Here is a 21,334-nt window from a genome sequence, read left to right as displayed (position 1 = left end):
GCCGCTTCGTCCGCACCGCATGGTCCGTCCGCTGTCCACGCCGCGCGGGACAGTGGTTCGATCCCCGTCTCAGGGGCGTTCTGCTCATACCCTGGTACAGGTGTGGCGATCCGTAGATAGGGCATGTGCAGGATCGAACACCGGGGGAGAAGAATCCTATGGCGAAGGGAAGTGCGTCTATGCCGGACACGACGGCCCAACGGAGTGGATCGCAGGCGGTGGAGAAAGAGGGGGCGGAGCGCGTGCCGGGACAGCAGCGTTCCAGCGGCACCGAAGTGGCGCGCCTCAGTTCCGACCGCGGCCGCACCTCGATCGCGGACGGCGTCGTCGCCAAGATCGCCGGGATCGCCGCACGCGACATCTCCGGCGTGTACGCGCTCGGCAGCGGTGCCGCGCGCGCGTTCGCGGCCGTACGCCAGCGCGTCCCGGGCGGCAAGCCCAACGTCGCCCAGGGCGTCAGCGTCGAGGTCGGCGAGAAGCAGTGCGCCGTGGATCTGGCGATCGTCGTCGAATACGGTGTCCCGATCGCCGAACTCGCGGCGGCCGTGCGGGAGAACGTCATCTCGTCGGTCGAACGCATGACCGCGCTCGAGGTCGTCGAGGTGAACATCGCCGTCGACGACATCCACATCGAGCACGAAGACGACAAGGAACGCCAGCTTCAGTGAATCGGGCGGCCCGGTGATGACAACGGATCCGAGTGACCTGGAACGCCGCGAACTGATGCGGGAATACCGGGAGTTCGTCAAGGCTCGGCATCCGGACCGAGGGGGCGACCCCACGGAGTTCGCCGCCGGGCTCGTGCGTTACCGGGCCCTGCTCTCCCCTGGGGGAGCGGGGCCTGACGGCGGCAAGCAGCCGCCGCCGCCGGCATCCGAAACGACCGTCTACCGGCGTGGGTCCCTGCCCGCGCAGATGTGGCGGGCGATCATGGAACGGCACCGGCGAAAGCAGAACCCGCGGGTGCGGTGAACGCGGCGGACGCGGCGACGGGACCGACATGACCGATGCGAACGATGCGAACGATGTGACAGAAGGCGAATCGAAGGCGAACCGAGGACGACCGAACGCGGTCCCTTCACCTGCGAGGAGTAGGTAGTCATGAGCACACCCATCGTGGGCCTGCTGGTCGGCATGGCCCTGGGCCTGGCCGCGGCGATCGGCGGGTTCGGGGCGTTTCTCCTCGTCGCCGCGCTCGGCGCGGTCGGGTTCCTGGCCGGCCGCTACTTCGACGGCGACCTCGATCTGAGCGAGCTGTTCTCGTCGCGCGGCCGGCGCCGCTGATGGGGCATTCGCGCGTTGACGGCCCCTCCCACCTGGAGCCGCCCGCACCGCCGGCCGAGCGCGGCTCGCTGCGCATCGGCGAACGCGTGGTCGAGAAGATCGCCGCCCGGGCCGCCCGGGAGGCGACCGGGGCCGCCGCGCCGGAGACGAAGCTGCGGGAGCCAAAAGCGGGTGTGAAGCTGCGCAACGACCATGCGACGGTCCGCCTCGACCTGGACGTGCCTTACCCCGGACAGGTGAAGGAGATGGCGGGCACCGTGCGGCAGCGCGTACGTTCCGACGTCGAGCGCCTCACCGGGATGCCGGTGGTCCGCATCGACGTCGTGGTGGCGCGTATGACCCGGATCGGCAAGGGCAGGAGGCGCGTGCAGTGAGTGTGCTCGACGCACCGCCGGAGAAGCCGGCCGACCCCTCCGGCCCGGAAACCGGCGGTGGCGCCTCCGGGATCGGGGCCGAGGACTACCGCAAGCCGCGCCGGGCGTGGTCGCCGCGCGGCTTCGTGGCGGCACTGACCGCCCTCGGCGTCGGCGGGATCGCCGGGGTGCTGCTGTTCTTCGGCATCGCGGCCCGGCTCGAGCGCACGCCGCAGTGGGCGTACGACGTCCTGGACTGGGTGCAGACCCACGAGTGGACCGAGAAGTGGGTGTGGGTCGGCGGTGTCGTCGCCGCGGTCGTCGGCCTGTGGCTGCTGCTCCTTGCCTGGACGCCGGGGCGCCGGCACCTGCTGCCGTTGGAACCGGTCGGGCCGGACATCACGGCGTACATGACGCGCGGCACCGCGTCCAATCTGCTGAGGCACACCGCACTGATGTCCACCGGGGTGCTCGACGCGCGGGTCCGCGTCACTCGGCGCAAGGCCGTGATGCGCGTGGACTACCACTTCCGCGACCCCGACGAACTGCATGACGAGCTGGAGACCGCGCTGCGCGAGCGCGCCGACGCGCTGCTGCTCGCGCGCGTGCCGCGCGTCGACGTACGACTCCAGCCCGCCAGTGGAAGGTGACGGGCACTCATGCGCCGTGTCGCGAACCGGATCCTGCTGACCATCGTGGGCCTCGGCCTGCTCGTGGGCGGCCTGGCGGTCACCGCGCGTTCGCGCGGGTGGTTCCAGGGCACGCTCGGGGACGTGCTGCACACGCCCCACAAGCCGCTGATCACCGAGAGCCAGACCGAGCGCCTGGTCGACCACGACTGGTGGTGGTGGGTCGCCTTCGGCGTGCCCGGCGCGGTCCTGGCCATCTGCCTGTGGTGGTTCTTCGCGCAGTTCCGCCGCCGCCCGGTGCGGGTCATCCGGGTGGCCGACACGTCCGAGGACGCCGGCGGCGGCCCGTCCGGGCTCGGCACCGGCTTCGGCCTGGTCGGCGACGACGCCGACACCATCACGGTGAACGGCTACGCGCTCGCCGACGCGATCGCCGACGACCTGGCGCGCGAGCGCGACATCGAGGACGTCCACGCGCGCCTCGTACGCCGCCGCCACGGTCCGGTGCTGAAGCTCGCGGTGCGTACCGAAGCGGGCGCCGAACCGCGCGCCGTGCTCGACGCCATCCATGAGGACGTCCTCGAACACGGCCGCGACGCCGTCGAGTTGCACCGTCTTCCGGTCGTCGTGGAGCTGCGCAGCGCCAAGGGCCTGCCGAAGCGCCACCTCGACTGACGCGGCGCCGGGGCGCCTGGCTAGAGGCCGCGCAGGGCGCCGCCGTCGAGTGGGACCATCGTGCCGGTGACGTACGAGGCGGCCGGTGACAGCAGGAACGCGGCCACGCGGCCGAACTCCTCCGGCGTGCCATAGCGGCCCAGCGGGATGGACTGCTCCTGCCGGGCGCGGGCGGCCGCGGCGTCGCCGGAGAGCGCGTCGAGTTCGCGTACCCGGTCGGTGTCGATGCGGGCCGGGAGCAGTCCGACGACGCGGACGCCGCGCGGGCCGAGTTCGTCGGCGAGGGCCTTGGCGGCCATCGCGAGTCCGGGGCGCAGGCCGTTGGAGACGGCGAGGCCGCCGATCGGCTGACGTACCGACATCGACAGGACGAACCCGATGACGCCTTCGTCCGCCGAGCCCTGGGCGCTGCGGTCGCCCATCGCGTTGGCGGCGGCGCGGGCGAGGCGTACGGCGCCCAGGAAGACCGACTCGAACCCGTCGCGCCACTGGTCGTCGTCGGTGCCCATGACCGTGCCGGCGGGTGGCCCGCCGACGCTCACCAGGACGCCGTCGATCCGCCCGAAGCGGCTGACGGTGGCGGCGACCAGGCGCTCGGCGGTGCCCGAGTCGGCGTTGTCGGCCGCGATGCCGATGGCGTTCGGGGCACCGCCGAGTTCGGCGGCGGCCTTCGCCACGCTCTCCTCGCCGCGGCCGGTGACCACGACCCGGGCGCCGTCGTCGACGAGGGCCCGGGCGGTGGCAAGGCCGAGGCCGCGGGTGGCGCCGGTGACGAGGTACACGCGATCACGAAGTCCAAGATCCATGCGGCCATCCTCCCGCTCCGAACCATGGCGCGTCACTGCCCCGTGCCGGTGAGGTCGCGGCCCGAAAAGCAGGATAATCCGATCGGACGCGCGGTCCCCACCAGACGGTTTGCGCCGACACGCGTCCGCCCGACGGCTCGCGCCGACACTTGGCGGCCCACGGCTTGCGTCGACACGTGTCGGCCCGAACGCGCGCCGGCGTGTCAGCCCGGGATCACCAGGGCCCGCGCCCCGCGCCCCGCCCGCATCGCCGCGAACGCGTCGTTGACGCCGTCGAGTCCGATCCGGTCCGTGACCAGCGCACCCAGGTCGACCCGCCCGGCGGCCACGTGCTCGACGAGGCGCGGCACGTCCCGGACCGGGTCGGTCGACCCGTAGACGCAACCGGTCATCGTCCGGGCGAAGTGGAACAGTTCGAGCGCGCTGAACTCCACCATGTCGTCCTTCGCGCCGACCCCGACGATCGTCGTCATGCCGCCGCGCCGCGTCAGGCCCCACGCCGCACGGATCGTCGCCGCGCGCCCGACGCACTCGAAGGCGTGGTCGACGCCCCGGCCGCCGGTCAGCGCGCGTACGCGCTTGGCGAGGTCCGGCGCCGGCTCCAGGGCCTCGGTGGCGCCCATCGACAGCGCCAGCTTGCGCTTGCCCTCGTCCGGATCGACCACGATCACAGCGGAGGCCCCGGCCACGCGCGCGCCCTGCACCGCCGACAGGCCGACGCCGCCGAGCCCGATCACCGCGACCGTGTTCCCCGCCGCCACCTGAGCGGTGTTCCACACCGCCCCGGTTCCGGTGGTGACCGCGCATCCGAGCAGCGCCGCCTCCTCCAGGCCCGCCCCCGGACGCGTGCCGTCGGGCAGCTTGACGACGCCGGCCGCGGGGACGACGGTCTCCTCGGCGAACGTCGCCGTCCCCAGCCCCGGCAGGACGTCGCGGCCGTCGGAGGCGAGTGCGGCGTACGGCGTGCGCGCCGCGTCGAGGGCCTTCACGCACAGGTGCGGCTCGGCGTGCTCGCACCACCAGCACTCGCCGCACGCCGGGGCCCAGATCAGCAGGACCGGGTCGCCCTCGGCGACGTGCGTCACGCCCTCGCCGACCGCGAGCACCGTGCCCGCGCCCTCGTGCCCCAGGACGACCGGGAACGCCTGGTCGAGCGTGCCGTCCGCGAGGGAGAGGTCCGAGTGGCACACCCCCGAGGCGGCCACGCGCACCCGTACCTGGCCCGGCCCGGGGGCGGGCAGGTCGATCTCCTCGACGCGGACCGGTTCCCCGACCCCGTGCAGTACCGCTGCCAGCACCATGGCCCCTCCGTTAATGACGTGTCGTCAGATCCGCGCGGTGGCTACGCTCGATGGCATGAACGCCGCCGTCCGGGACTGGATCCGGGCCTCCGATTCCATCACGGTGCTGACCGGTGCCGGTATCTCCACCGACTCGGGGATCCCCGACTACCGGGGTCCGCAGGGTGTCTGGACCAAGGACCCCGACGCCGAGAAGCTGGTGCAGTACGACACGTACATGGCGGATCCGGACATCCGCCGCCGCTCGTGGCTGCTGCGCCGGGACAACCCGGTCCGCCACGCGCAGCCCAACGCGGGGCACCGCGCGCTCGTCGAGATCGAACGCGCCGGGCGGCTCCGCGGCCTGATCACGCAGAACGTCGACGGCCTGCACGTGCGGGCGGGCAACAGCGAGGAAAAGGTCATCGAGCTGCACGGCACGATGTTCTCGGTGCTGTGCACCCGGTGCGGAGCGCGCACGACCCTGGACGAGAACCTGGCCCGCATCGACGCGGGCGAGCCCGACCCCGCCTGCGAGAACTGCGGCGGCATCCAGAAGACCGCGACGATCATGTTCGGCCAGATGCTGGAGCGGCGCGTCCTGGAGCGCGCGGCGATCGCCGCCCAGGTGTGCGACGTGTTCCTGGCGATCGGGTCGTCGCTCCAGGTCGAGCCCGCCGCGTCGCTGTGCCGGGTGGCAGTCGAGGCGGGCGCGAAGCTGGTCGTCGTCAACGCGGAGGCGACGCCGTACGACGCGGTCGCGGACGCGGTCGTGCGCGAGCCGATCGGCGAGGTGCTTCCGGAACTGGTCGCCGGGCTGGGGTAGGTGCCTCGGGCCCGGGCGGTGCGTCTCGGGCGGGGCCGCGGTCAGCCTGTCTTCGGGCCGACCGGCAGGTCCCGATCCGAGCGCTCCGAGTGCTCGGGCTGCTCCGCCGCGGCGCCGAGGGCCACGCTGTTCGACGCGCTGTCCGGCCCGTCGCCCGACCCGCCGTCCGACTCCGCGGCGAGCTCGGCTTCCAGCTCCGCGGCCTCGCGACGGATGATCTTGATCCACATGGCGACCAGCGCCACCACGAAGATCCACCACTGCACGGCGTACGCGAGGTTCAGGCCGGTGTCCTCCGCGTCCGGCAGCGGCAGCACGGTCGGCGCCTCGGCGGGCGCCGGGGTCTGCTCGGCGAGCTGGCCGTAGCCGCCGAACACCGGGTACCCCAGCTGCTTCGCCAACGCATCCGTGTCGATGCGCATGATCTGCCCCTCGGGCAGCCCGTCGCGGTCGCGGATGCCGGAGCGGTCGCGCGTCTCGGACGGCCGCGCGCGAACTGTCACCGTCACATGCCCGCCCGGTGCCGCCGGGACCTCGGGCCGTGCGGTGGCGCTGTCCGGGTTCTGCACCCAGCCGCGATTGACCAGCAGCGCCGTACCGTCCGCGGTGACGAACGGCGTCACGACGAAGAAGCCCAGCTCGTTGTCGAGCTGCCGGTGCCGGACCAGGAACTCGTGCGCCTGGTCGTACCGCCCGGTCGCGCTCGCCCGGCGCCACTGGTCGTCACCCGTCAGATCGCGGCCGACCGCGAACAGGTCGTCGACCGGCACCGCGTCGCGCCCCTTGTTGGCGCTGACTCTCTCGTTGCGGTCCGCCTTCGCCTCATACCGGTGCAGCTGCCAGAACCCCAGCTTGACCATGACCGGGATGAGCAGCACGACCAGCAGGTTGAGGGCCAGCCAGCGAGGCGTCAGCAGGAAGCGGTACACGGTATAAGACGGTACTCCGCGCCCCGGGGTGCCTCGGCCCCGGACCCCCGTCCGCCACCGCCGACGCCACCGCCTTCACCCGCGCTACACGGGTGCGCCGTCGGCCGTCCGGATGCCGTCGAGCGCCAGGTTCGCGACGGAGGGCCCGTCGGCGCCCATCGTCACCAGCGTGACGTGGTGCACGTTCCCGGGCGCGCCTTCGGCGAAGACCCAGACGCCGCCGGTCGGGCCGAGCCGGATGTACCGGTTCCCGTCGCGTTCGGTGGCCTGGTAGTTGTGCACGTGCCCGGCGAACATCGTGTGCGGCCGCTCGCCGAGCGCCGCCCGGATGCGGTGGTACGCCGGGTGCCCCTCGCCCTGCCACAGCGGCATGTGCATGAGCACGAACGTCCAGCGCACGTCCGCGTGCGCGCGCAGCACCTCTTCGGCGTACCCCAGTTGTCCCTCGGAGAGGCCGGCCGCGGCCGGCACGCCGTTCCAGTCGAACGCCTCCTCGTACGCCTGCCGGGTCAGCTCTTCGTCGCCGCCCGCCGCCGCGAGCCGGGCCCGTAGGCGGGCCTCGTCTTCCGGCGGCATCTCCCGCTCGGGATCCTGCGTGTTGAGCACGAGGAAGAGCACGTCGCGGAACCTGAAGTGGTAGTGGAACGCGCCGTACCGCCGCAGCCAACGTTCCCGCATCACCTCGTTCGCCACGTCGTGGTTGCCCGCGACGTGGAACATCGGCACGCGCAGCGGCGCCAGCATCGCGTCGATCTCGTCCCACTCGGCGTCGAGCACCGACCCGTCGCGCGTGTAGCCCTCGACCAGGTCGCCGAGCTGGACCGCGAAGTCCGGCGCGAGCGCGTTGACCGCCGCGATGCCGCGTTCGAACACCCCCGGCTGCGCGCCACCGGTCCGGTCCGAGACGAGCGCGAACGTGAACCTGCCGGGGTCGGGCACCGCACCCGGACCCGAGAACGGGGCGGGGGATCCGACGTCGATCGTCAGGCCGACCGGGAGCTGTGCGGGGTCGCGCTCGTGCACGGACGTCTCCGAGGGCACCGCCGGGCGCGGCCGCCGGGCGGCGAAGTAGGGATTTCGGCTCATCCTCACGATAATTGCCCGGTACGCTGCCCTGCCCGCAGCTATCCACCGCACGCAACGCCGTTCCGCCCACGCCCGTCCGGTCCCGGGACGGTCGCGCGGGACCGCACGCCCGTGTCCCCGCCCAGGAGCAGCACCCATGTCAGGCACCCAGCCCCCGCCGGGGTACCCACCGGCGCCGCCCGCAGCGGCACACCCGGGTCCTTTCCCCGGGGCGAACGGCAGCCGCGGCAAGGCCGTTGCCATCCGCATCGCGTGGTCCCTGGTGCCGCTGCTGTCGGTGGGCTTCCTGGCGTGGATCCCGCTGCTGATCCTCGGCCTGCACCGGCGGACCCGCCAGGCGTGGGCGATATTCACCGCGTCCGCGGTGCTCGCGGTCACGTCGTTGGTGCTGCTGATGATCAACGGGTCGGAGGGCGAGAAAGCCGAGCGCGACCGCGGCGAGGGCGCCGAGGTCGAGGGCATCGCGTCGGTGCCGGGCAACATCGGCGCCGGTGTGATGATCGCGCTGTGGGTCGGCACGCCCGTCTACTGGTTCGTCACGACGCGGCGCGGCTCGCGCGCGGAGATCCGCGGTGTTCCGCCGCTTCCGACGCCGATGACCGGGCCCGGTATGCCGATTGCGGCGTACGGGTGGCACGGCGCGCCCGGCGGACCGCACAACTACCACGGCGGCGCGCCGACTTCCTCGGCCGTGCCGATGCCCGCCTCGGGGCCGGTCCCTTCCCCGGCGCCCGCGCCCGTTCCGGGGCCTGTACCGTCGCCCGCGCCCGCGTCCGCTCCGGCGTCGGGAGCGGCGGGGCAGGACGCGGTCCGCGTCGAGCGCGCCCGGGCCCGGCTGGAAGGGCTGAGCGAACGCCTGCGCGAGCGCGAGGGCGGCGCGGACCCGGGAGCGAGGCCCGGGGCGCCGCACTGACCCGTAGCTGGAGGTGCAGGTGCGGGCCGGAACATCGCAGCCGACGGCGGGCGAGCACCGGGCGGGCCGAGTCCGGGGACGAAACGCTGAGGCAGACGGGTTCACCTGTGGCGACAGCTTCCCCAGCTCTCGATACGGTACCGACGTGACAGCACCAGGGCGCATCATCGCCGACCGATACGAGCTGTCCGTGGCCGTCGGCCGGGGCGGCATGGGCCAGGTCTGGAAGGCGTACGACCGCACGCTGCAACGCCGGGTCGCGGTCAAGCTGCTGCGGTCCGACCTGGTGGGCGGCAGCACCGACCGGGCCACCCTCGAACGCCGGTTCCTGCGCGAGTGCCGGGTCACCGCGGGCATCGACCACCCCGGTCTGGTCACCGTGTACGACGCGGGCATGGACGAAGGCGACCTCTACCTCGTCATGCAACTGCTGGACGGCATGGACCTCGCGGACCTGATCGCCGAACAGGACCCGGTGCCGTGGGAGTGGGCCGTCGCCGTCGCGGCGCAGATCTGCTCCGTCCTGGCCGCCATCCACGCCGCCCCCGTCGTGCACCGCGACCTCAAGCCGCGCAACGTGATGGTGCGGCGCGACGGCACGGTGAAGGTCCTCGACCTCGGCGTCGCGGCCGTGCTCGACCCGGACTCGACGAAGCTCACGAGCACCGGCGCGCTGCCGGGCTCACCCGCGTACATGGCCCCGGAGCAGGCGCTCACCGGTCTCGCCGAGCCTCGCAGCGACCTCTACGCGCTCGGCTGCCTGATGTACGAAATGCTGGCCGGGCGCGCGCCGTTCACCGCGCCGACGGCCCTCGCGGTGCTGCAGCGCCACCTGACGGACCGTCCGGAGCCGATCGGCACACACCGCCCGGACGTGCCCTCGGGACTCGACCGCCTCGTCGCGGACCTGCTGGAGAAGCAGCCGGAGGACCGGCCCGCGACGGCACAGGACGTGTACCGGCGGCTCGTACCGTTGCTGCCCCCGGCCGCCCGCGACGCGGATGCCGCCCTCGCGCCGAACTCCGCGATGGACCCGACCCGTCCGCTGCGCCACCCGGCCGCACCGCAGCCGTTCCCACTGTCGGTGCCCGCGCAGGGCGGCCCCCCGCACGGCGACCGGTACGCCGCCGTGGACCGTACCGAGGCCGGCGGGCTCGCGGCCGTGATGACCGGCCCCGCGGGCCCCGCGGGGATCATCGCGGGCGTCGCCGCCGCGGCCGGCCACGCCGGTACGCACGCTCCTGCGGTCGGCGGCGCCGGTTCGGCAGGTTCCGCCCCGGCCGCCTCCGCCGGTTCCGGGCCGGGGTCCGCGCCGGCCTCGGGGTCGGGGTCGTCTCCGCGGGGATGGTCGGTCTCGGCCGGCCCCTCCGCGGCCAACGCACGCGCCGGCTCCGGCTCCGGCTCCGGAAACGGTGGCGGCGGCATCGGCGCCGGTGCCGGTCGTCGCGCCGACATCCCCGCGCCCGCCGGAGGTTCGCCGCTCGACGCGAGCGGCACCGACTGGTCCGCCGTACCGTCGGCCGGCCCCGACCCGGGCGGCCTCGACGTCGCCGCGGCCCTGGACGCCGCGGCGCGCCTGCTCGGCGAGAGCCAGCTCGCGCAGGCGGTGGACGTCCTGGGCGCGGCCCTCCCGGCCGCCGTCGCCCGCCACGGCGAACACGACCCGGTCGTCCTGGAACTGCGCCAAGCGCTCGCGGACACCCTCCTCGCAGACCGCCAGTTCCGCCGTGCCCTGCCTGAACTCAGGTACCTGGCAAGGACATTCGCCGCGACGGCCGGGCCGCTCGACCCCGAGGCGATGGAGTACGCCCGTCAGGTCGCCTCCTGCCTGGAGGAACTGGGCGAGACACACCAGGCGCTCCAGGAGTACCGCGCCCTGCACGCCGCCTTCCAGCGCATCCCCGCCGACCGCGCCGACCTGCACTTCGGGTTCGAACTACGAGAGCGCATCGCCCTGTTGCTGGCCGCCGTGGGCGACCCGTACCAGGCCGAATCCCTTCTCGGCCCACTCCTCGCCGAGGAGCAGCGGGCCTTGGGCCTTCACCACCCCCAGGTCGTCGCCCTGGGCCAACAGCTGCTCCGCATCCAGGGCATGCGTGCGGCGTGGCGCCCCTGACGGCGATCATCGGGGCCACCACGCCACACGTACGGTTTCAGCGGCTCACATGGCCGCGCCCACCGACACGTTGTCCCTGATGCCCTCCGCGCCCTCCGCCTTGGCGCAGTGCGCGCAGCAGAAGTAGCGTCCGTCCGATTCCACCCCGTGCCCGATGATGCGGCACCGGCAGTGCTCGCAAATCGGAGCCATCCGGGTGATCGCGCACTCGAAACTGTCGAACACGTGCACGGCGTCACCCGCGTGTACCTCGAACGAGGCGTAGTAGTCGTTGCCGCAGACCTCGCATCGCGCCACGAAAAGCTCCTTGCCGGTGTCGGGGGTCCCGAGGACCCATACGCGACCACCCTCAAGCCCACAACAAACAACGGCAAATCCTGCTAAGCCGTTGGCGTGACACCGCCGAACACCGAAGAGTTCATCCGGACCATCGAGGGAGGAGAGATCGAACGATGAGCCACAGCCGCTACAAGACCCTGTGGGAGCGCAAGCTCGCCGACGGCTTCACCGAGCCTGCCGAGGTCGCCGAGGCTTGGACGACGGTGAAACTCGCGTGACGTTCACAGACCACCGCAAAGACGCCGCCTGAGTCGCGCACCGGAACCGCACCGACGCCCACCCGTGCTGGAGCACGGGTGCGGCAGGCCTGCATTGTCACGACCGTCGCCGGTGCGCTCTGGCGTCGCGACGTTGACCCCCTCGGACGAGCGACCCACGGCGCCCGCGTTCGCGGAGGAAAAGCCACCCGTACCCGCGCCGCTGACGCCCGCAGTCGGGGACGGGAAAGTCGGTATGCCCGGGCCGCAGGAGCTGGTCGCTTCACGTGCGGTCAGCCGGTTCGGTGGAATGTTGTGCTGGCGACGGTCTGGCGTGACTCCCAGGGCCCGAATGCCGGCTACACGCGGTTGGACCGCCCCCTGATCATGGTGGAAGTCCCGCTGAGCCAGGTGCGGTAGCGATACCCGCGGTCGTGTCTCGGGGGAGCCGCGAAGGCTCAGGCCTCGTGCAGCAGTGACTCCACGATGGAGCGTACGGCTACGTCGAACAGGGTGTCGGTGTCGGCGGGGTCGTACATGGAGCGGGCCAACTCGGGGTCGCCTTCGGCTACTTCGTCGAGCCAGGCCTGGACGAGGGGCGGCTCGACGGGGAGGCCGGTCAGGGCGCGTTCCAGCATGACGAAGCCGGCGACCTGGTATTGCACGGACTGCACGGCGAGTGCGGCGCGCGTGCCGTGCAGTCCGGCGGCGGCGAACTCGCGGACGAGGGCGCGTCGGGTCGGGAGCATCATCAACGAGTCGAGGCCGCGCTCGCGCACGAGGCTGATCAGGTGCGGTCGGTCGAGGATCGCGTGGCGGCTGGCCTGGGCGATCGAGACGATCCGGGCGACGGGCGTGGTGCCCGTGACGCGGATCGTCCCCATGTCGCGGAGCACGCGTTCGACCAGCTCGTCGAGCAGCGCCTCGCGGTTCCCGACGTGCCAGTAGATGGACGTCACGGCGACGCCGAGCTCGGCCGCCAGCTTGCGCATGCTCAGGCCCTCGGTGCCCGACTCCATCACCAGGCGCATGGCCGTGGACAGGACGGCGTCGCGCGTCACGCGGGACGCGCCGGCCGCGTTGCCGGGCTTCGGGGTGGCTCTCGTTCCGTCCATCGCTCCCTATTCTCGCGTCCGTCACCGGTCCGGGGGACCAGCAGGGCCAGCCGGGCCAACCTCGCTTCTGCTCTTTACCTCGTCGGCATGCGCATGTAACAGTGTTACAGAGACGGAGGTCACTGTCCCGGACATCGGCACACCGCCTCACGACAGAACCACCGCACCACCGCGTTACCGCACCACCGCGCTACTGCACCACCGCACCACCGCACGAAGCCGGCGCACGACGGCGTGCCCTGGCCAGGAGACGTGGAGAAGAGGTGTGTTTTCCGTGGCACGAGTCCGTTATGGCGCGCGCTCCCTGGAGACCCTGAGCAAGTCCGCGAAGGACCGCAGCGTCCTGCCGGAGATCTGGTCCACCGGCGTCGTCGCGATGTGGGAGACCGACCCGGAGGTCGTCGCGGCCGTCCTGCCGCCCCCGCTGGTGCCCGCCGACCGCCCGCTCGTACGCGCCAACATCTCCGCGGTCGACATCAACGGCTACCCGCTCGGCGCGGGCGCGATAGCGGTCCGCTGCAAGCACGGCGACGTCGAGGGCGACTACACGCTCACCATGCCGATGACGACCGAGCGCTCGGTCATCGGCGGTCGCGAGGTCTTCGGCGAGCCCAAGAAGCTGGCCGAGGTCAGCGTCGACCGGGACGGCGACGAGGTCGTGGCGAAGGTGACGCGGCTGGGCGTGACGTACGTCGAGATCCGCGGGCGCGTCGTGGAGGAGCTTCCGCTGCCCGACCCGCGCACGACCACCAGCTTCTACTACAAGTTCCTGCCCGCGGTGGACGGCGACGGGTTCGACGCCGACCCGATGCTCGTGCACGTCACGCGCAACGAGAAGCACCGCTCGGCGTCCCGCATCGAGGGCGAAGTCATCCTGCGCGACTCCGACTTCGACCCGGTGGCCGACCTGCCGGTGCGCAAGCTGGTGTCCATCACCATCGGCGAACGCACCAGCGACCAACAGGGGTTCGTCGCCGAGCACGTCAAGGCCGACCTGGTGCTGCCGTACATCCACCAGCGGTACGACGACGTCGCGCAGATCTCCGACGAGCCGCCCGCGCCCGGCGACCCCGTCTGACCGGCGGTCCGAGACCGTCCGCCCCGTACCAGCCGTCGCGAACCCGAGGGAACCCACGTACATGCTGAACGACTTCACCGGCAAGGTCGCCGTCGTCACCGGCGCCGCCAGCGGCATCGGATACGCGATGGCCGAACGCTTCGTCGCCGAGGGTATGAAGGTCGTCCTGTCCGACATCGAACAGGGCGCGCTGGACAAGGCCGTGGCCCGGCTCGCCGAGGACGGCGGCGACGTCCTCGGACACGTCACCGACGTGTCGGACCGCGACTCCGTGATCGCCCTCGCCGACGTGGCGTTCGACCGGTACGGCGAGGTGCACGTCCTGTGCAACAACGCCGGCATCGGCTCGGGCTCCGAGGGCAAGATGTGGGAGCACGACCCCAAGGACTGGGACTGGTGCTTCGCCGTCAACGTCTTCGGCGTCTTCAACGGCATCCAGGCCTTCGTGCCGCGCATGCTCGCGCAGGGCACCGACGGGCACATCGTCAACACCTCGTCGGGCGACGGCGGCATCGCGCCACTGCCCAACGCGTCGGTGTACGCCTCGACGAAGGCCGCCGTGGTCACCATGACCGAGGCGTTGTACGCGCAACTGCACCAGGTGCAGGCCAAGTTGGGTGCCTCGGTCCTGTTCCCCGGGCCGAAGATGCTGCGCACCGGGCTGTGGGAGTCGTACCGCAACCGCCCGGAGCGGTACGCGAAGTCCCGTCCCCGCAAGACGCCTTACAACACCCTCGACGCGTGGGAGAAGGCGATGCGCGACGCGGGGCAGGAGATCGAGTTCACCCCGGTCGAGTCGGTCGCCGCGAACGTCGTCGACGGCATCCGGGAGAACCGCTTCTGGATCATGCCGCCGAGCGAGCACAGCGACGGGCAGATCACCGCGCGGTCGCAGAGCATGCTCGCCCGCTCGAACCCGACGTACCTCGAAACGTTCATCCTGGACAAGTGAGAGCCGCCGCCATGAGCCAGCAGCAGAGTACGGAAGACCCGTACACGATCATCTCCTCCGACACCCACGCCGGGCTGCCGACCGAGTTGTACCGCGACTACCTCGCGACCCGGCACCACGCCGCGTTCGACGGGTTCCTCGCCGAACGCGAGGCGCAGCTCAAGGCGATCACCGACCTCGGGGTGCGCAACGAGGACTTCGCCGCCAACTGGTTCGAGACCAACGAGGAGGTGCTGCGCAGCGGTTGGGAGGTCGACCGGCGCGACCTCGAACTCGACAAGGACGGCGTCACCGGCGAGGTGATCTTCCCGGACGCGGACGCCGTCGAGTCGCGCACCTGCGTGCCGTTCGGCGCCGGCCTCGGCCTGTCCGGCGACATGGACCCCGAACTCGGCCTGGCCGGCGCGCAGGCGCACAACCGGTGGCTCGCCGAGCTGTGCAAGACCTCGCCGGAGCGCCGCCGCGGCGTCGCGCTGATCCCCATCACCGCCGATCTGCCGGACGTCCTCGCGGAGATCCGCCGCATCAAGGACGACGGGCTGGGCGCCGTGATGATCCCGGCGATGTGGATGAACCAGACCCCGTACCACGACCGCAAGTACGACCCGGTGTGGGCGCTGTGCGAGGAACTGGAACTGCCGGTCGTCACGCACTCGGGGCCGGCCGACCGCGAGTCGTACGGCAACCACCTCGGCATCTACGTCCAGGAAGTGACGTGGTGGCCGGCCCGCCCGCTGTGGTTCCTGTTGTGGGCCGGCGTCTTCGAGCGCTTCCCGCGCCTGAAGTTCGGTGTCACGGAAGCCGGTTGCTGGTGGGTCGGCAACATGCTGTGGTTCATGGACCGGCTGCTGCTCGGTTCGCGCGGGGCCGCGAAGCTCGCCGGGTTCGAGGAGATCAAACTCCTGCCGAGCGAGTACTTCGACCGCAACTGCTTCATCGGGGCGTCCAACACCAAGCGCCGCGAGATCGGCATGCGTTACGAGATCGGCATCGGGAACATCTGCTGGGGCAACGACTTCCCGCACCCCGAGGGCACGTGGCCCGACACGCTCAACATCCTGCGCAAGACGTTCGGCGACGTCCCGGTGGCCGAGACGCGCGTCATGCTCGGCGAAGCGGTCGCCGGCGTCTACGGGTTCGACCTGGAAGTCCTCAAGCCGCACGCCGCGCGCATCGGTGTGACGCCCGGGACACTTGGGCAGACCGGACCCGACGGCAAGGTGCGCGACCTGGAGTCCAAGTGGGCCGCGGCCAAGGAGATCGGCCGCCACTGGATCACCGGTCACGACGTGGCCGCCGTGGTCGACCCGAACGTGCAAGCCCTGGAGGTCTGAGGTAGATGAGTGACGACGGCATGACACCGTCCGGCATGCCAGAGTGGGAGGGACCGGAGCGCTACACCGTGATCTCGGCCGACTGCCACGGCGGCGGCGAGATCCACGAGTACCGCGCGTACTTGCCCGCGCGGCTCCACGAGGAGTTCGACCGGTGGGTGCAGGGCTACAAGGTCCCGTACCCGGACCTCCTCGGTGACAACGGCAAGCGCAACTGGGACTCCGACCGGCGCCTGCGCGACCTCGAGGACGACGGTGTGGTGGCGGAGGTCATCTACCCCAACACCGTCCCGCCCTTCTTCCCGAAAGCGTCCCTCACCGACCAGCCGCCGGCCGCCAACGCCGGTGACCTGCAACTGCGTTGGGAGGGCCTGAAGGCGCACAACCGCTGGATGGTCGACTTCTGCGCGGCCACCCCCGGGCGGCGGGCCGGCATCGTCCAGATCATGCTGCACGACCTGGACGCCGCCATCGAGGAGGTCAAGTGGGCCGCCGCGGCGGGCCTGACCGGCGGTGTGCTGCTGCCGGGCACGCCGCCGGGGTCGGGGCTGGTGCCGCTGTGGGAGTACGACCACTACGAGCCGCTGTGGCGTACGTGCGAGGAACTCGGCGTACCGGTCAACCACCACACCGGCTCGGCGGCGCCGCCGATGGGCGACTCGCTCATCGACAAGGTGGTCTTCCTGACCGAGGTGTCGTGGTGGGCGCACCGCGCCTTCACCCACCTGATCGTGTCGGGGACCATGGACCGGCACCCGGACCTGCAGTTCGTGTTCACCGAGCAGGGCACGGCGTGGATCCCGGAGGAGTGCCGCCGCCTCGACTACTACTGGGCGCGCATGGGCAAGGCGGTGGGCTCGCAGGAGTACGAGTGGGGCCACACGCTGGTGAACTCGATGTCGCTCAAGCCCAGTGAGTACTGGGCGCGGCAGTGCCACGTCGGCGCGAGCTTCCAGCGGCCGGCCGAGGCGGCGCTGCGCTACGAGGTGGGCGTGGACCGCGTCATGTGGGGGAGCGACTACCCGCACAAGGAGGCCAGCCACCCGTTCAGCCGCGAGGCGTTGCAGCTGACGTACAACTCGATCGATCCGCACGAAGTGGCGCAGATGGTCGGCGGCAACGCGGCGAAGCTGTACGGCTTCGACCTCGACGCGCTCGCGCCGATCGCGGCGAAGGTCGGCCCGCTGGTCGAGCAGGTCTACAAGCCGCTGGCGATCGAGGACATCCCGAAGGGCGCGGACAAGTGCCCGGCGTTCGTCGGCCTGCCGGGCGCGGTCCGGGTCAAGCCGTAGGGTTTCCGCGGTAGTTCGCCCGAGAGAGCTGGTGCGCACGGCTGCGGCCGGGCGGCGTACCCGGCCCGGCGGGGGCGACGGACGAACGGGCTACCCATGAGCCGGACGACGATCCGACCGCCGGATCGGCCCCTGCTCGCCGCGGGGCGGTCCGGCGCCTGCTGGGGTGAGCCATGGTGATCAAGGGGCCCGCCGGGAGAGTTGTCCCGGCGGGCTGCCGCGGTTCGGCCCGGCGCGGTTCGGCCTGCCGCGGTTCAGCTCGCCGGGATCCCGCGCATAGGGTGGCGGTCATGCCGGTTGCGATCCATCACATCGTCATTGATGCCCACGACCTGCCGGGCCTCGCGCGCTTCTGGTCGCAGGTCCTCGACTGGCCGATCCTGTCGGTGAAGCCGCGCGAAGTGATCGTCGGACCGTCGCCGGACGCCCCGCTCGGGCTGTGCTTCATGCCCGCCGGAGAGGCGAAGTCCGGAAAGAACCGGCTGCACTTCGACCTCAACGCGGACCCGGAAGTGCCGGGCGAGCGTGAGGCGGAGATCGAGCGGATCCTCGGCCTCGGGGCGCGCCGCGTCGACGTCGGGCAGACCGGCGACGAATCGTGGACGGTCCTCGCGGACCCGGAAGGCAACGAGTTCTGCGTGGTCCGCCCCAAGCGGGACCTCATCGGCTGAGGACGAACGGCCGTGACCGTCGGCGGCCGTACCCACCGCGGGCTTCATGGCAACGGCAGGCCGCCCACGGGACCCGTCGCGCGGCAGTCATGCGTGACGGGGATGCTCCTGGGCGTCGCGCGGCGGAGTCGGTGACACCTCGGCGCCGTTGAGCAGACGGGTGAGGGCCGCGTGCAGGAACTCGGTGTCGGTGCCGCCCAGTCGGAGCGCGGACGCGTCGACGGCCGTGCCGTCGCCGTGGTGCAGGATCAACGGGACGGAGAGCGTGCGCGAGCGTGCGTCGTGTGCCAGCGGGACGCCGCGTGCGAACGTGGCGTACATGCCGGACGAGCGGGCGGAAGTGCCGTACATGGCTGGACCCCCAGTGTGGGCGATGTAGGCGGTGCCGGTCGCGGGCGAGCCGGGCGGGGCCGGTGCACGCCGGTCAACCGTACATGTACGTACAAGTTCGCTCAAGAGCTTGCCGCCGCCGTCCGGTCGCCTCAGCGCACCGCGGACTCGTAGACCAGCACGTGGAGTTCGGCGGGGAGGCTGATCGCGCTGTAGTCCAACACACGGGTCTCGCCAAGCCTTTCGCCGGTGGCTATGCGGTGCACGACGAGGAGCGGCGAGCCGGGGGACATGTGCAGAAGTGTCGCCTCGTCGAACGTCGGTATGCGGCTCTCGACTTCCTCGCGGACGACGGTGAACCGCCACCCGGCTTCCTCCAGACGGGCCCACGAGCCGCCCGGGCCGGAGTCCGGTTCCGCCGCCCGCGTGCCGCCCGCTATGTCCGCGGGCAGGAACGAGACGGCCAGTTGCAGGGGCCGATCGCCTTGCAGGTAACGGCGTTCGCGCCGAACCACCCGGGAACCCGCGGGGAGGTCGACCCGCCCGGCAGTGGCCGCATCGGCCTCCAACGTCTCCACCCGCACCATGTCCGCCCGCAACTCCGGGCCCCGGTCCCCGAGATCGGCCTGCCCGGCGGAGATCCCGGCGTGCCACGCGGACCGGACGTACCGGTCGGCCGCGCTGCGCCGCACGCGGCCGCGCCGCTGCACGAACACGCCGCGCCCGTGCTGGCTGACCACCAGGCCCTCGGCTTTGAGGATCGCCAGCGCCTTGCGTACGGTTTCCCGCGAACTCCCGTACAGGGTGCGGAGTTCCTGCTCCGAGGGCAGCCGCGCCCCGGCACCGAGGGCGCCGCCGACGATGCGGGCGCGCAGGCGGTCCGCGATCTCCTGGTACGCGGGCAGGTCACCGGACAGCGGCTCGGGCACGGTCCCCTCCAAGTGGTCCGTACAAGTCTAGACAAGTGATCTTGCCGGGCAAGGAGCCGAACTCATCCCGAGCGGCTCACTCGTCAGGAGTCAGAGCCGCGGTGGCGGCGTTGGGGTTGTAGAACTCCTTCTGACTCGCGATCAGGCCGTCGCGGAAGCGGACCACGGAGATGTAGGTGTTCGTGTACGACTTGCCGGTCGTCGTCACCTTGCCCTCGCTCGTGAACTCGGCGACCAGGGTGTCCGGGTCGGTGGTCTCGTGGATCTCGGTCACCGTGACCCTGATCTCGAAGATGCCGAGCGCGCCCCGGAGGTAGTCGGAGACGGTCTGCTTGCCCTCGATGCGCGCGGGCGGCGAGGCGTACGGGAACTCGAAGACCGCGTCCTCGGTGTAGTGCGCCATCTGCGCGTCCACGTCGCCGACGCTGGTCAGCGCCGCCCGCAGGGTGTCGGCGTTGCGGGTGCGGATCTCCCGGTCGTCGCTCATGCCTCGCTCGTTTCGCTCGCTCATGCGGTGATCGTGGAGATCCGCGCCGCAGAAGGCAAGGGCCATGCGTACGACAAGAGCCCTGCTATGACGAGGGCCATGCGTACGACGTGGGCTACGCCGCCGCTGGGGCCGGTTCCGCGGGTTCGGCAGGTTCGGCCGGTTCGCTGGCCAGGACGGGCCGGGTCTCGGGCAAGGCCAGGAAGCAGAGCAGGCTCACGCACGCGATTGCGGCGAGGTACGCGGCAACGCCCCACGGCGTGCCGTCCCCGCGAGACAGCTCGGTGGCGATGATCGGGGTGAGCGCTCCGCCGAGCACCCCGCCCAGGTTGTAGGCGGTCGAGGCGCCGGTGCAGCGTACGCGCGGCTCGTACAGCTCGGGCAGGTACGCCCCGAGCACCGCGAACATCGTGATGAAGCCCAGCAGCGCGACCACGAACCCGAAGATCATCAGGGCCGGCTCGCCGGTCTGGAGCAGCGCGACCAACGGGAACGCCCACAGCATCACGGCCACCGTGCCGATGAGGCACAGCGGCTTGCGACCGTAGCGGTCACCGAGCATCGCGACGAGGGGCGTGCAGACGCCTTTGACGGCGACGGAGGCCATGATGCAGGCAAGCATCGTCGTACGGCTGACTCCGAGGTCGTGGGTGCCGTGGTGCAGAGACCACGTGGTGGTCAGGTAGAACACCGCGTACCCGACGGACAGCCCGCCGGCCGTCAGCAGCACGAGGCGCCAGTGGTCGCGGAAGACCTCCACCAGCGGTACGCGCGAGGTCTTCTGCTGGGCCGTCAGTTCCCGGAAGGCCGGGGTCTCTTCCATGGACGTACGCAGCAGGAGCCCCACGGCGACCAGGACGCCCGCCGCCCAGAAGGGGATGCGCCAGCCCCACGACCGGAACTGAGCGTCCGTCAGCGTCGCCGAGAGCATCAGCATCACGCCGTTGGCCAGAAGGAACCCGACGGCCGGCCCGGTCTGCGGGAAGCTCGCCCACAGGCCGCGCCGCCGCGCGGGGGCGTGCTCGGTGGCGAGGAGGACCGCGCCGCCCCACTCGCCACCGAGGCCGAGGCCCTGCAGGAAGCGCAGCGCGACCAGCAACAGGGGCGCGGCGATGCCGATTTGCGCGTACGTGGGCAACAGCCCGACCAGCACCGTGGCCAGGCCGGTCATCAGCAACGAGGCGATCAGGACAGGGCGTCGGCCGAGGCGGTCCCCGACGTGCCCGAAGAGCATGGAGCCGAGGGGGCGGGCGACGAATCCGACGGCGTAGGTCGCGAAGGCGGCGAGGGTCCCCGCGACGGGCGAGAAGGACGGGAAGAAGAGCGGGCCGAGGACCAGTGCGGCGGCCGTGCCGTAGACGAAGAAGTCGTAGAACTCGATTGCGGTGCCGGAGAAGGAGGCGAGGGCGATGCGCAGCATAGAGACGGGAGGCGCGGTCTTCCCGTCGGCGTAAGCGTCGGCGGCGGTCTCGGCGTGGACGTCGGCACCCGCATCGGACGCGCCGCCGGAGTCCGTATCCGCGGCCCGCGCACCCGGGACGCCGGTGTCCCCGGGGATCTCCGCCCGGTCGGCTGGACCGGCGCCGTGAGTATTTGTCGATTCAGTCATACGCGAACCAACGATCCGGTCGGGTGATGGTCACCCGCCCGCCGCCACGATTAGTGCAAACGGGTTCCGCAGCGCCGGAGATCGCGTACGGCAGCCCGTCGCGG

At 71.7% G+C, this 21,334-nt stretch carries 24 protein-coding genes; 14 read left to right on the top strand and 10 right to left on the bottom strand.

Annotation, left to right across the window (positions count from 1 at the left end):
- Nucleotides 1-179 precede the first annotated feature (179 nt).
- The 6 genes from AB0C36_RS03755 to AB0C36_RS03730 all read left to right on the top strand — a co-directional run bounded on the left by AB0C36_RS03755 (nucleotide 180) and on the right by AB0C36_RS03730 (nucleotide 2,941).
- Entirely contained in the window at nucleotides 180-668 is a 489-nt protein-coding gene (locus AB0C36_RS03755) for an Asp23/Gls24 family envelope stress response protein (RefSeq protein ID WP_358348692.1), read from the top strand.
- Between the two features lie 16 nt (nucleotides 669-684).
- A complete protein-coding gene (locus AB0C36_RS03750; protein WP_358348689.1) occupies nucleotides 685-972 on the top strand; it encodes a hypothetical protein in 288 nt (95 codons plus the stop codon).
- Between the two features lie 129 nt (nucleotides 973-1,101).
- On the top strand, nucleotides 1,102-1,284 hold the full coding sequence (locus tag AB0C36_RS03745; protein ID WP_358348687.1) for a DUF2273 domain-containing protein: 183 nt from the start codon (nucleotides 1,102-1,104) through the stop codon (nucleotides 1,282-1,284).
- On the top strand, nucleotides 1,284-1,658 hold the full coding sequence (locus AB0C36_RS03740; protein WP_358348684.1) for an Asp23/Gls24 family envelope stress response protein: 375 nt from the start codon (nucleotides 1,284-1,286) through the stop codon (nucleotides 1,656-1,658). Before AB0C36_RS03745 ends, AB0C36_RS03740 begins: the two co-directional genes overlap by 1 nt.
- Complete coding sequence (locus AB0C36_RS03735; RefSeq protein ID WP_358348681.1) at nucleotides 1,655-2,287, top strand: DUF6286 domain-containing protein; 633 nt, start codon at nucleotides 1,655-1,657, stop codon at nucleotides 2,285-2,287. The genes AB0C36_RS03740 and AB0C36_RS03735 overlap by 4 nt, the downstream gene beginning before the upstream one ends.
- 9 nt (nucleotides 2,288-2,296) lie before the next feature.
- Entirely contained in the window at nucleotides 2,297-2,941 is a 645-nt protein-coding gene (locus AB0C36_RS03730) for a hypothetical protein (protein ID WP_358348679.1), read from the top strand.
- A 20-nt stretch (nucleotides 2,942-2,961) separates the two neighbouring features.
- On the opposite strand, the gene AB0C36_RS03725 is transcribed toward AB0C36_RS03730, so the two are convergent.
- Both AB0C36_RS03725 and AB0C36_RS03720 read right to left on the bottom strand, forming a co-directional pair.
- Complete coding sequence (locus tag AB0C36_RS03725; RefSeq protein ID WP_358348678.1) at nucleotides 2,962-3,747, bottom strand: SDR family oxidoreductase; 786 nt, start codon at nucleotides 3,745-3,747, stop codon at nucleotides 2,962-2,964.
- 203 nt (nucleotides 3,748-3,950) lie between these two features.
- Nucleotides 3,951-5,048, bottom strand: coding sequence for a Zn-dependent alcohol dehydrogenase (locus AB0C36_RS03720; protein ID WP_358348675.1), 1,098 nt, complete (start codon nucleotides 5,046-5,048; stop codon nucleotides 3,951-3,953).
- Between the two features lie 55 nt (nucleotides 5,049-5,103).
- Between AB0C36_RS03720 and AB0C36_RS03715 the strand changes: the two genes are divergently transcribed.
- Nucleotides 5,104-5,853, top strand: coding sequence for an SIR2 family NAD-dependent protein deacylase (locus AB0C36_RS03715; protein WP_358348673.1), 750 nt, complete (start codon nucleotides 5,104-5,106; stop codon nucleotides 5,851-5,853).
- A 41-nt stretch (nucleotides 5,854-5,894) separates the two neighbouring features.
- On the opposite strand, the gene AB0C36_RS03710 is transcribed toward AB0C36_RS03715, so the two are convergent.
- The gene (locus AB0C36_RS03710; protein ID WP_358348670.1) at nucleotides 5,895-6,782 is read right to left on the bottom strand and encodes an SURF1 family cytochrome oxidase biogenesis protein; all 888 of its coding nucleotides are present in this window, start codon (nucleotides 6,780-6,782) and stop codon (nucleotides 5,895-5,897) included.
- An 84-nt stretch (nucleotides 6,783-6,866) separates the two neighbouring features.
- Nucleotides 6,867-7,868, bottom strand: a complete 1,002-nt coding sequence (locus AB0C36_RS03705; protein ID WP_358348667.1) for a metallophosphoesterase family protein — start codon at nucleotides 7,866-7,868, stop codon at nucleotides 6,867-6,869.
- A 136-nt stretch (nucleotides 7,869-8,004) separates the two neighbouring features.
- Between AB0C36_RS03705 and AB0C36_RS03700 the strand changes: the two genes are divergently transcribed.
- Complete coding sequence (locus AB0C36_RS03700; protein WP_358348664.1) at nucleotides 8,005-8,781, top strand: hypothetical protein; 777 nt, start codon at nucleotides 8,005-8,007, stop codon at nucleotides 8,779-8,781.
- A gap of 145 nt (nucleotides 8,782-8,926) precedes the next feature.
- Entirely contained in the window at nucleotides 8,927-10,897 is a 1,971-nt protein-coding gene (locus AB0C36_RS03695; RefSeq protein ID WP_358348662.1) for a serine/threonine-protein kinase, read from the top strand.
- Between the two features lie 45 nt (nucleotides 10,898-10,942).
- On the opposite strand, the gene AB0C36_RS03690 is transcribed toward AB0C36_RS03695, so the two are convergent.
- Both AB0C36_RS03690 and AB0C36_RS03685 read right to left on the bottom strand, forming a co-directional pair.
- A complete protein-coding gene (locus AB0C36_RS03690) occupies nucleotides 10,943-11,194 on the bottom strand; it encodes a metallothionein (protein ID WP_358348659.1) in 252 nt (83 codons plus the stop codon).
- Between the two features lie 697 nt (nucleotides 11,195-11,891).
- Entirely contained in the window at nucleotides 11,892-12,548 is a 657-nt protein-coding gene (locus AB0C36_RS03685) for a TetR/AcrR family transcriptional regulator (RefSeq protein ID WP_358348656.1), read from the bottom strand.
- Between the two features lie 274 nt (nucleotides 12,549-12,822).
- Between AB0C36_RS03685 and AB0C36_RS03680 the strand changes: the two genes are divergently transcribed.
- The 5 genes from AB0C36_RS03680 (at nucleotide 12,823) to AB0C36_RS03660 (ending at nucleotide 17,875) form a co-directional block, all read left to right on the top strand.
- On the top strand, nucleotides 12,823-13,626 hold the full coding sequence (locus AB0C36_RS03680) for an acetoacetate decarboxylase family protein (protein ID WP_358348653.1): 804 nt from the start codon (nucleotides 12,823-12,825) through the stop codon (nucleotides 13,624-13,626).
- Nucleotides 13,627-13,687: 61 nt separating this feature from the next.
- A complete protein-coding gene (locus AB0C36_RS03675; protein WP_358348650.1) occupies nucleotides 13,688-14,578 on the top strand; it encodes an SDR family NAD(P)-dependent oxidoreductase in 891 nt (296 codons plus the stop codon).
- 11 nt (nucleotides 14,579-14,589) lie between these two features.
- Nucleotides 14,590-15,912 carry an amidohydrolase family protein gene (locus AB0C36_RS03670; protein ID WP_358348647.1) on the top strand — a complete coding sequence of 441 codons (1,323 nt, stop codon included), beginning with the start codon at nucleotides 14,590-14,592 and terminating at the stop codon, nucleotides 15,910-15,912.
- A 35-nt stretch (nucleotides 15,913-15,947) separates the two neighbouring features.
- Entirely contained in the window at nucleotides 15,948-17,204 is a 1,257-nt protein-coding gene (locus tag AB0C36_RS03665) for an amidohydrolase family protein (RefSeq protein WP_358348643.1), read from the top strand.
- A 290-nt stretch (nucleotides 17,205-17,494) separates the two neighbouring features.
- Complete coding sequence (locus AB0C36_RS03660; RefSeq protein WP_358348640.1) at nucleotides 17,495-17,875, top strand: VOC family protein; 381 nt, start codon at nucleotides 17,495-17,497, stop codon at nucleotides 17,873-17,875.
- Nucleotides 17,876-17,962: 87 nt separating this feature from the next.
- Here the strand turns inward: AB0C36_RS03660 and AB0C36_RS03655 are convergent, their stop codons facing one another.
- The 4 genes from AB0C36_RS03655 to AB0C36_RS03640 all read right to left on the bottom strand — a co-directional run bounded on the left by AB0C36_RS03655 (nucleotide 17,963) and on the right by AB0C36_RS03640 (nucleotide 21,041).
- Nucleotides 17,963-18,226 carry a hypothetical protein gene (locus AB0C36_RS03655; protein ID WP_358348637.1) on the bottom strand — a complete coding sequence of 88 codons (264 nt, stop codon included), beginning with the start codon at nucleotides 18,224-18,226 and terminating at the stop codon, nucleotides 17,963-17,965.
- A 131-nt stretch (nucleotides 18,227-18,357) separates the two neighbouring features.
- Nucleotides 18,358-19,134 carry a GntR family transcriptional regulator gene (locus tag AB0C36_RS03650; protein ID WP_358348634.1) on the bottom strand — a complete coding sequence of 259 codons (777 nt, stop codon included), beginning with the start codon at nucleotides 19,132-19,134 and terminating at the stop codon, nucleotides 18,358-18,360.
- Nucleotides 19,135-19,210: 76 nt separating this feature from the next.
- Nucleotides 19,211-19,645, bottom strand: coding sequence for a nuclear transport factor 2 family protein (locus AB0C36_RS03645; RefSeq protein ID WP_358348631.1), 435 nt, complete (start codon nucleotides 19,643-19,645; stop codon nucleotides 19,211-19,213).
- Between the two features lie 91 nt (nucleotides 19,646-19,736).
- The gene (locus AB0C36_RS03640; protein ID WP_358348853.1) at nucleotides 19,737-21,041 is read right to left on the bottom strand and encodes an MFS transporter; all 1,305 of its coding nucleotides are present in this window, start codon (nucleotides 21,039-21,041) and stop codon (nucleotides 19,737-19,739) included.
- Nucleotides 21,042-21,334 lie beyond the last annotated feature (293 nt).

It is taken from the genome of Streptodolium elevatio (genome assembly GCF_040649515.1).
In the GTDB taxonomy this organism is placed as follows: domain Bacteria; phylum Actinomycetota; class Actinomycetes; order Streptomycetales; family Streptomycetaceae; genus Yinghuangia; species Yinghuangia elevatio.
Note: the sequence above shows the minus strand (reverse complement) of the source record. Positions and strands in the feature narration are given on the sequence as shown.

What these genes read in the sequence shown, in the direction of transcription:
- AB0C36_RS03745 (WP_358348687.1), top strand. Translation starts at nt 1,102, where the DNA reads ATGAGCACACCCATCGTGGGCCTGCTGGTCGGCATGGCCCTGGGCCTG.
- AB0C36_RS03725 (WP_358348678.1), bottom strand. Translation starts at nt 3,747, where the DNA reads ATGGATCTTGGACTTCGTGATCGCGTGTACCTCGTCACCGGCGCCACC.
- AB0C36_RS03675 (WP_358348650.1), top strand. Translation starts at nt 13,688, where the DNA reads ATGCTGAACGACTTCACCGGCAAGGTCGCCGTCGTCACCGGCGCCGCC.
- AB0C36_RS03740 (WP_358348684.1), top strand. Translation starts at nt 1,284, where the DNA reads ATGGGGCATTCGCGCGTTGACGGCCCCTCCCACCTGGAGCCGCCCGCA.
- AB0C36_RS03700 (WP_358348664.1), top strand. Translation starts at nt 8,005, where the DNA reads ATGTCAGGCACCCAGCCCCCGCCGGGGTACCCACCGGCGCCGCCCGCA.
- AB0C36_RS03640 (WP_358348853.1), bottom strand. Translation starts at nt 21,041, where the DNA reads ATGCTGCGCATCGCCCTCGCCTCCTTCTCCGGCACCGCAATCGAGTTC.
- AB0C36_RS03660 (WP_358348640.1), top strand. Translation starts at nt 17,495, where the DNA reads ATGCCGGTTGCGATCCATCACATCGTCATTGATGCCCACGACCTGCCG.
- AB0C36_RS03750 (WP_358348689.1), top strand. Translation starts at nt 685, where the DNA reads ATGACAACGGATCCGAGTGACCTGGAACGCCGCGAACTGATGCGGGAA.
- AB0C36_RS03655 (WP_358348637.1), bottom strand. Translation starts at nt 18,226, where the DNA reads ATGTACGGCACTTCCGCCCGCTCGTCCGGCATGTACGCCACGTTCGCA.
- AB0C36_RS03755 (WP_358348692.1), top strand. Translation starts at nt 180, where the DNA reads ATGCCGGACACGACGGCCCAACGGAGTGGATCGCAGGCGGTGGAGAAA.
- AB0C36_RS03645 (WP_358348631.1), bottom strand. Translation starts at nt 19,645, where the DNA reads ATGAGCGAGCGAAACGAGCGAGGCATGAGCGACGACCGGGAGATCCGC.
- AB0C36_RS03730 (WP_358348679.1), top strand. Translation starts at nt 2,297, where the DNA reads ATGCGCCGTGTCGCGAACCGGATCCTGCTGACCATCGTGGGCCTCGGC.
- AB0C36_RS03705 (WP_358348667.1), bottom strand. Translation starts at nt 7,868, where the DNA reads ATGAGCCGAAATCCCTACTTCGCCGCCCGGCGGCCGCGCCCGGCGGTG.
- AB0C36_RS03685 (WP_358348656.1), bottom strand. Translation starts at nt 12,548, where the DNA reads ATGGACGGAACGAGAGCCACCCCGAAGCCCGGCAACGCGGCCGGCGCG.
- AB0C36_RS03720 (WP_358348675.1), bottom strand. Translation starts at nt 5,048, where the DNA reads ATGGTGCTGGCAGCGGTACTGCACGGGGTCGGGGAACCGGTCCGCGTC.
- AB0C36_RS03715 (WP_358348673.1), top strand. Translation starts at nt 5,104, where the DNA reads ATGAACGCCGCCGTCCGGGACTGGATCCGGGCCTCCGATTCCATCACG.
- AB0C36_RS03670 (WP_358348647.1), top strand. Translation starts at nt 14,590, where the DNA reads ATGAGCCAGCAGCAGAGTACGGAAGACCCGTACACGATCATCTCCTCC.
- AB0C36_RS03665 (WP_358348643.1), top strand. Translation starts at nt 15,948, where the DNA reads ATGCCAGAGTGGGAGGGACCGGAGCGCTACACCGTGATCTCGGCCGAC.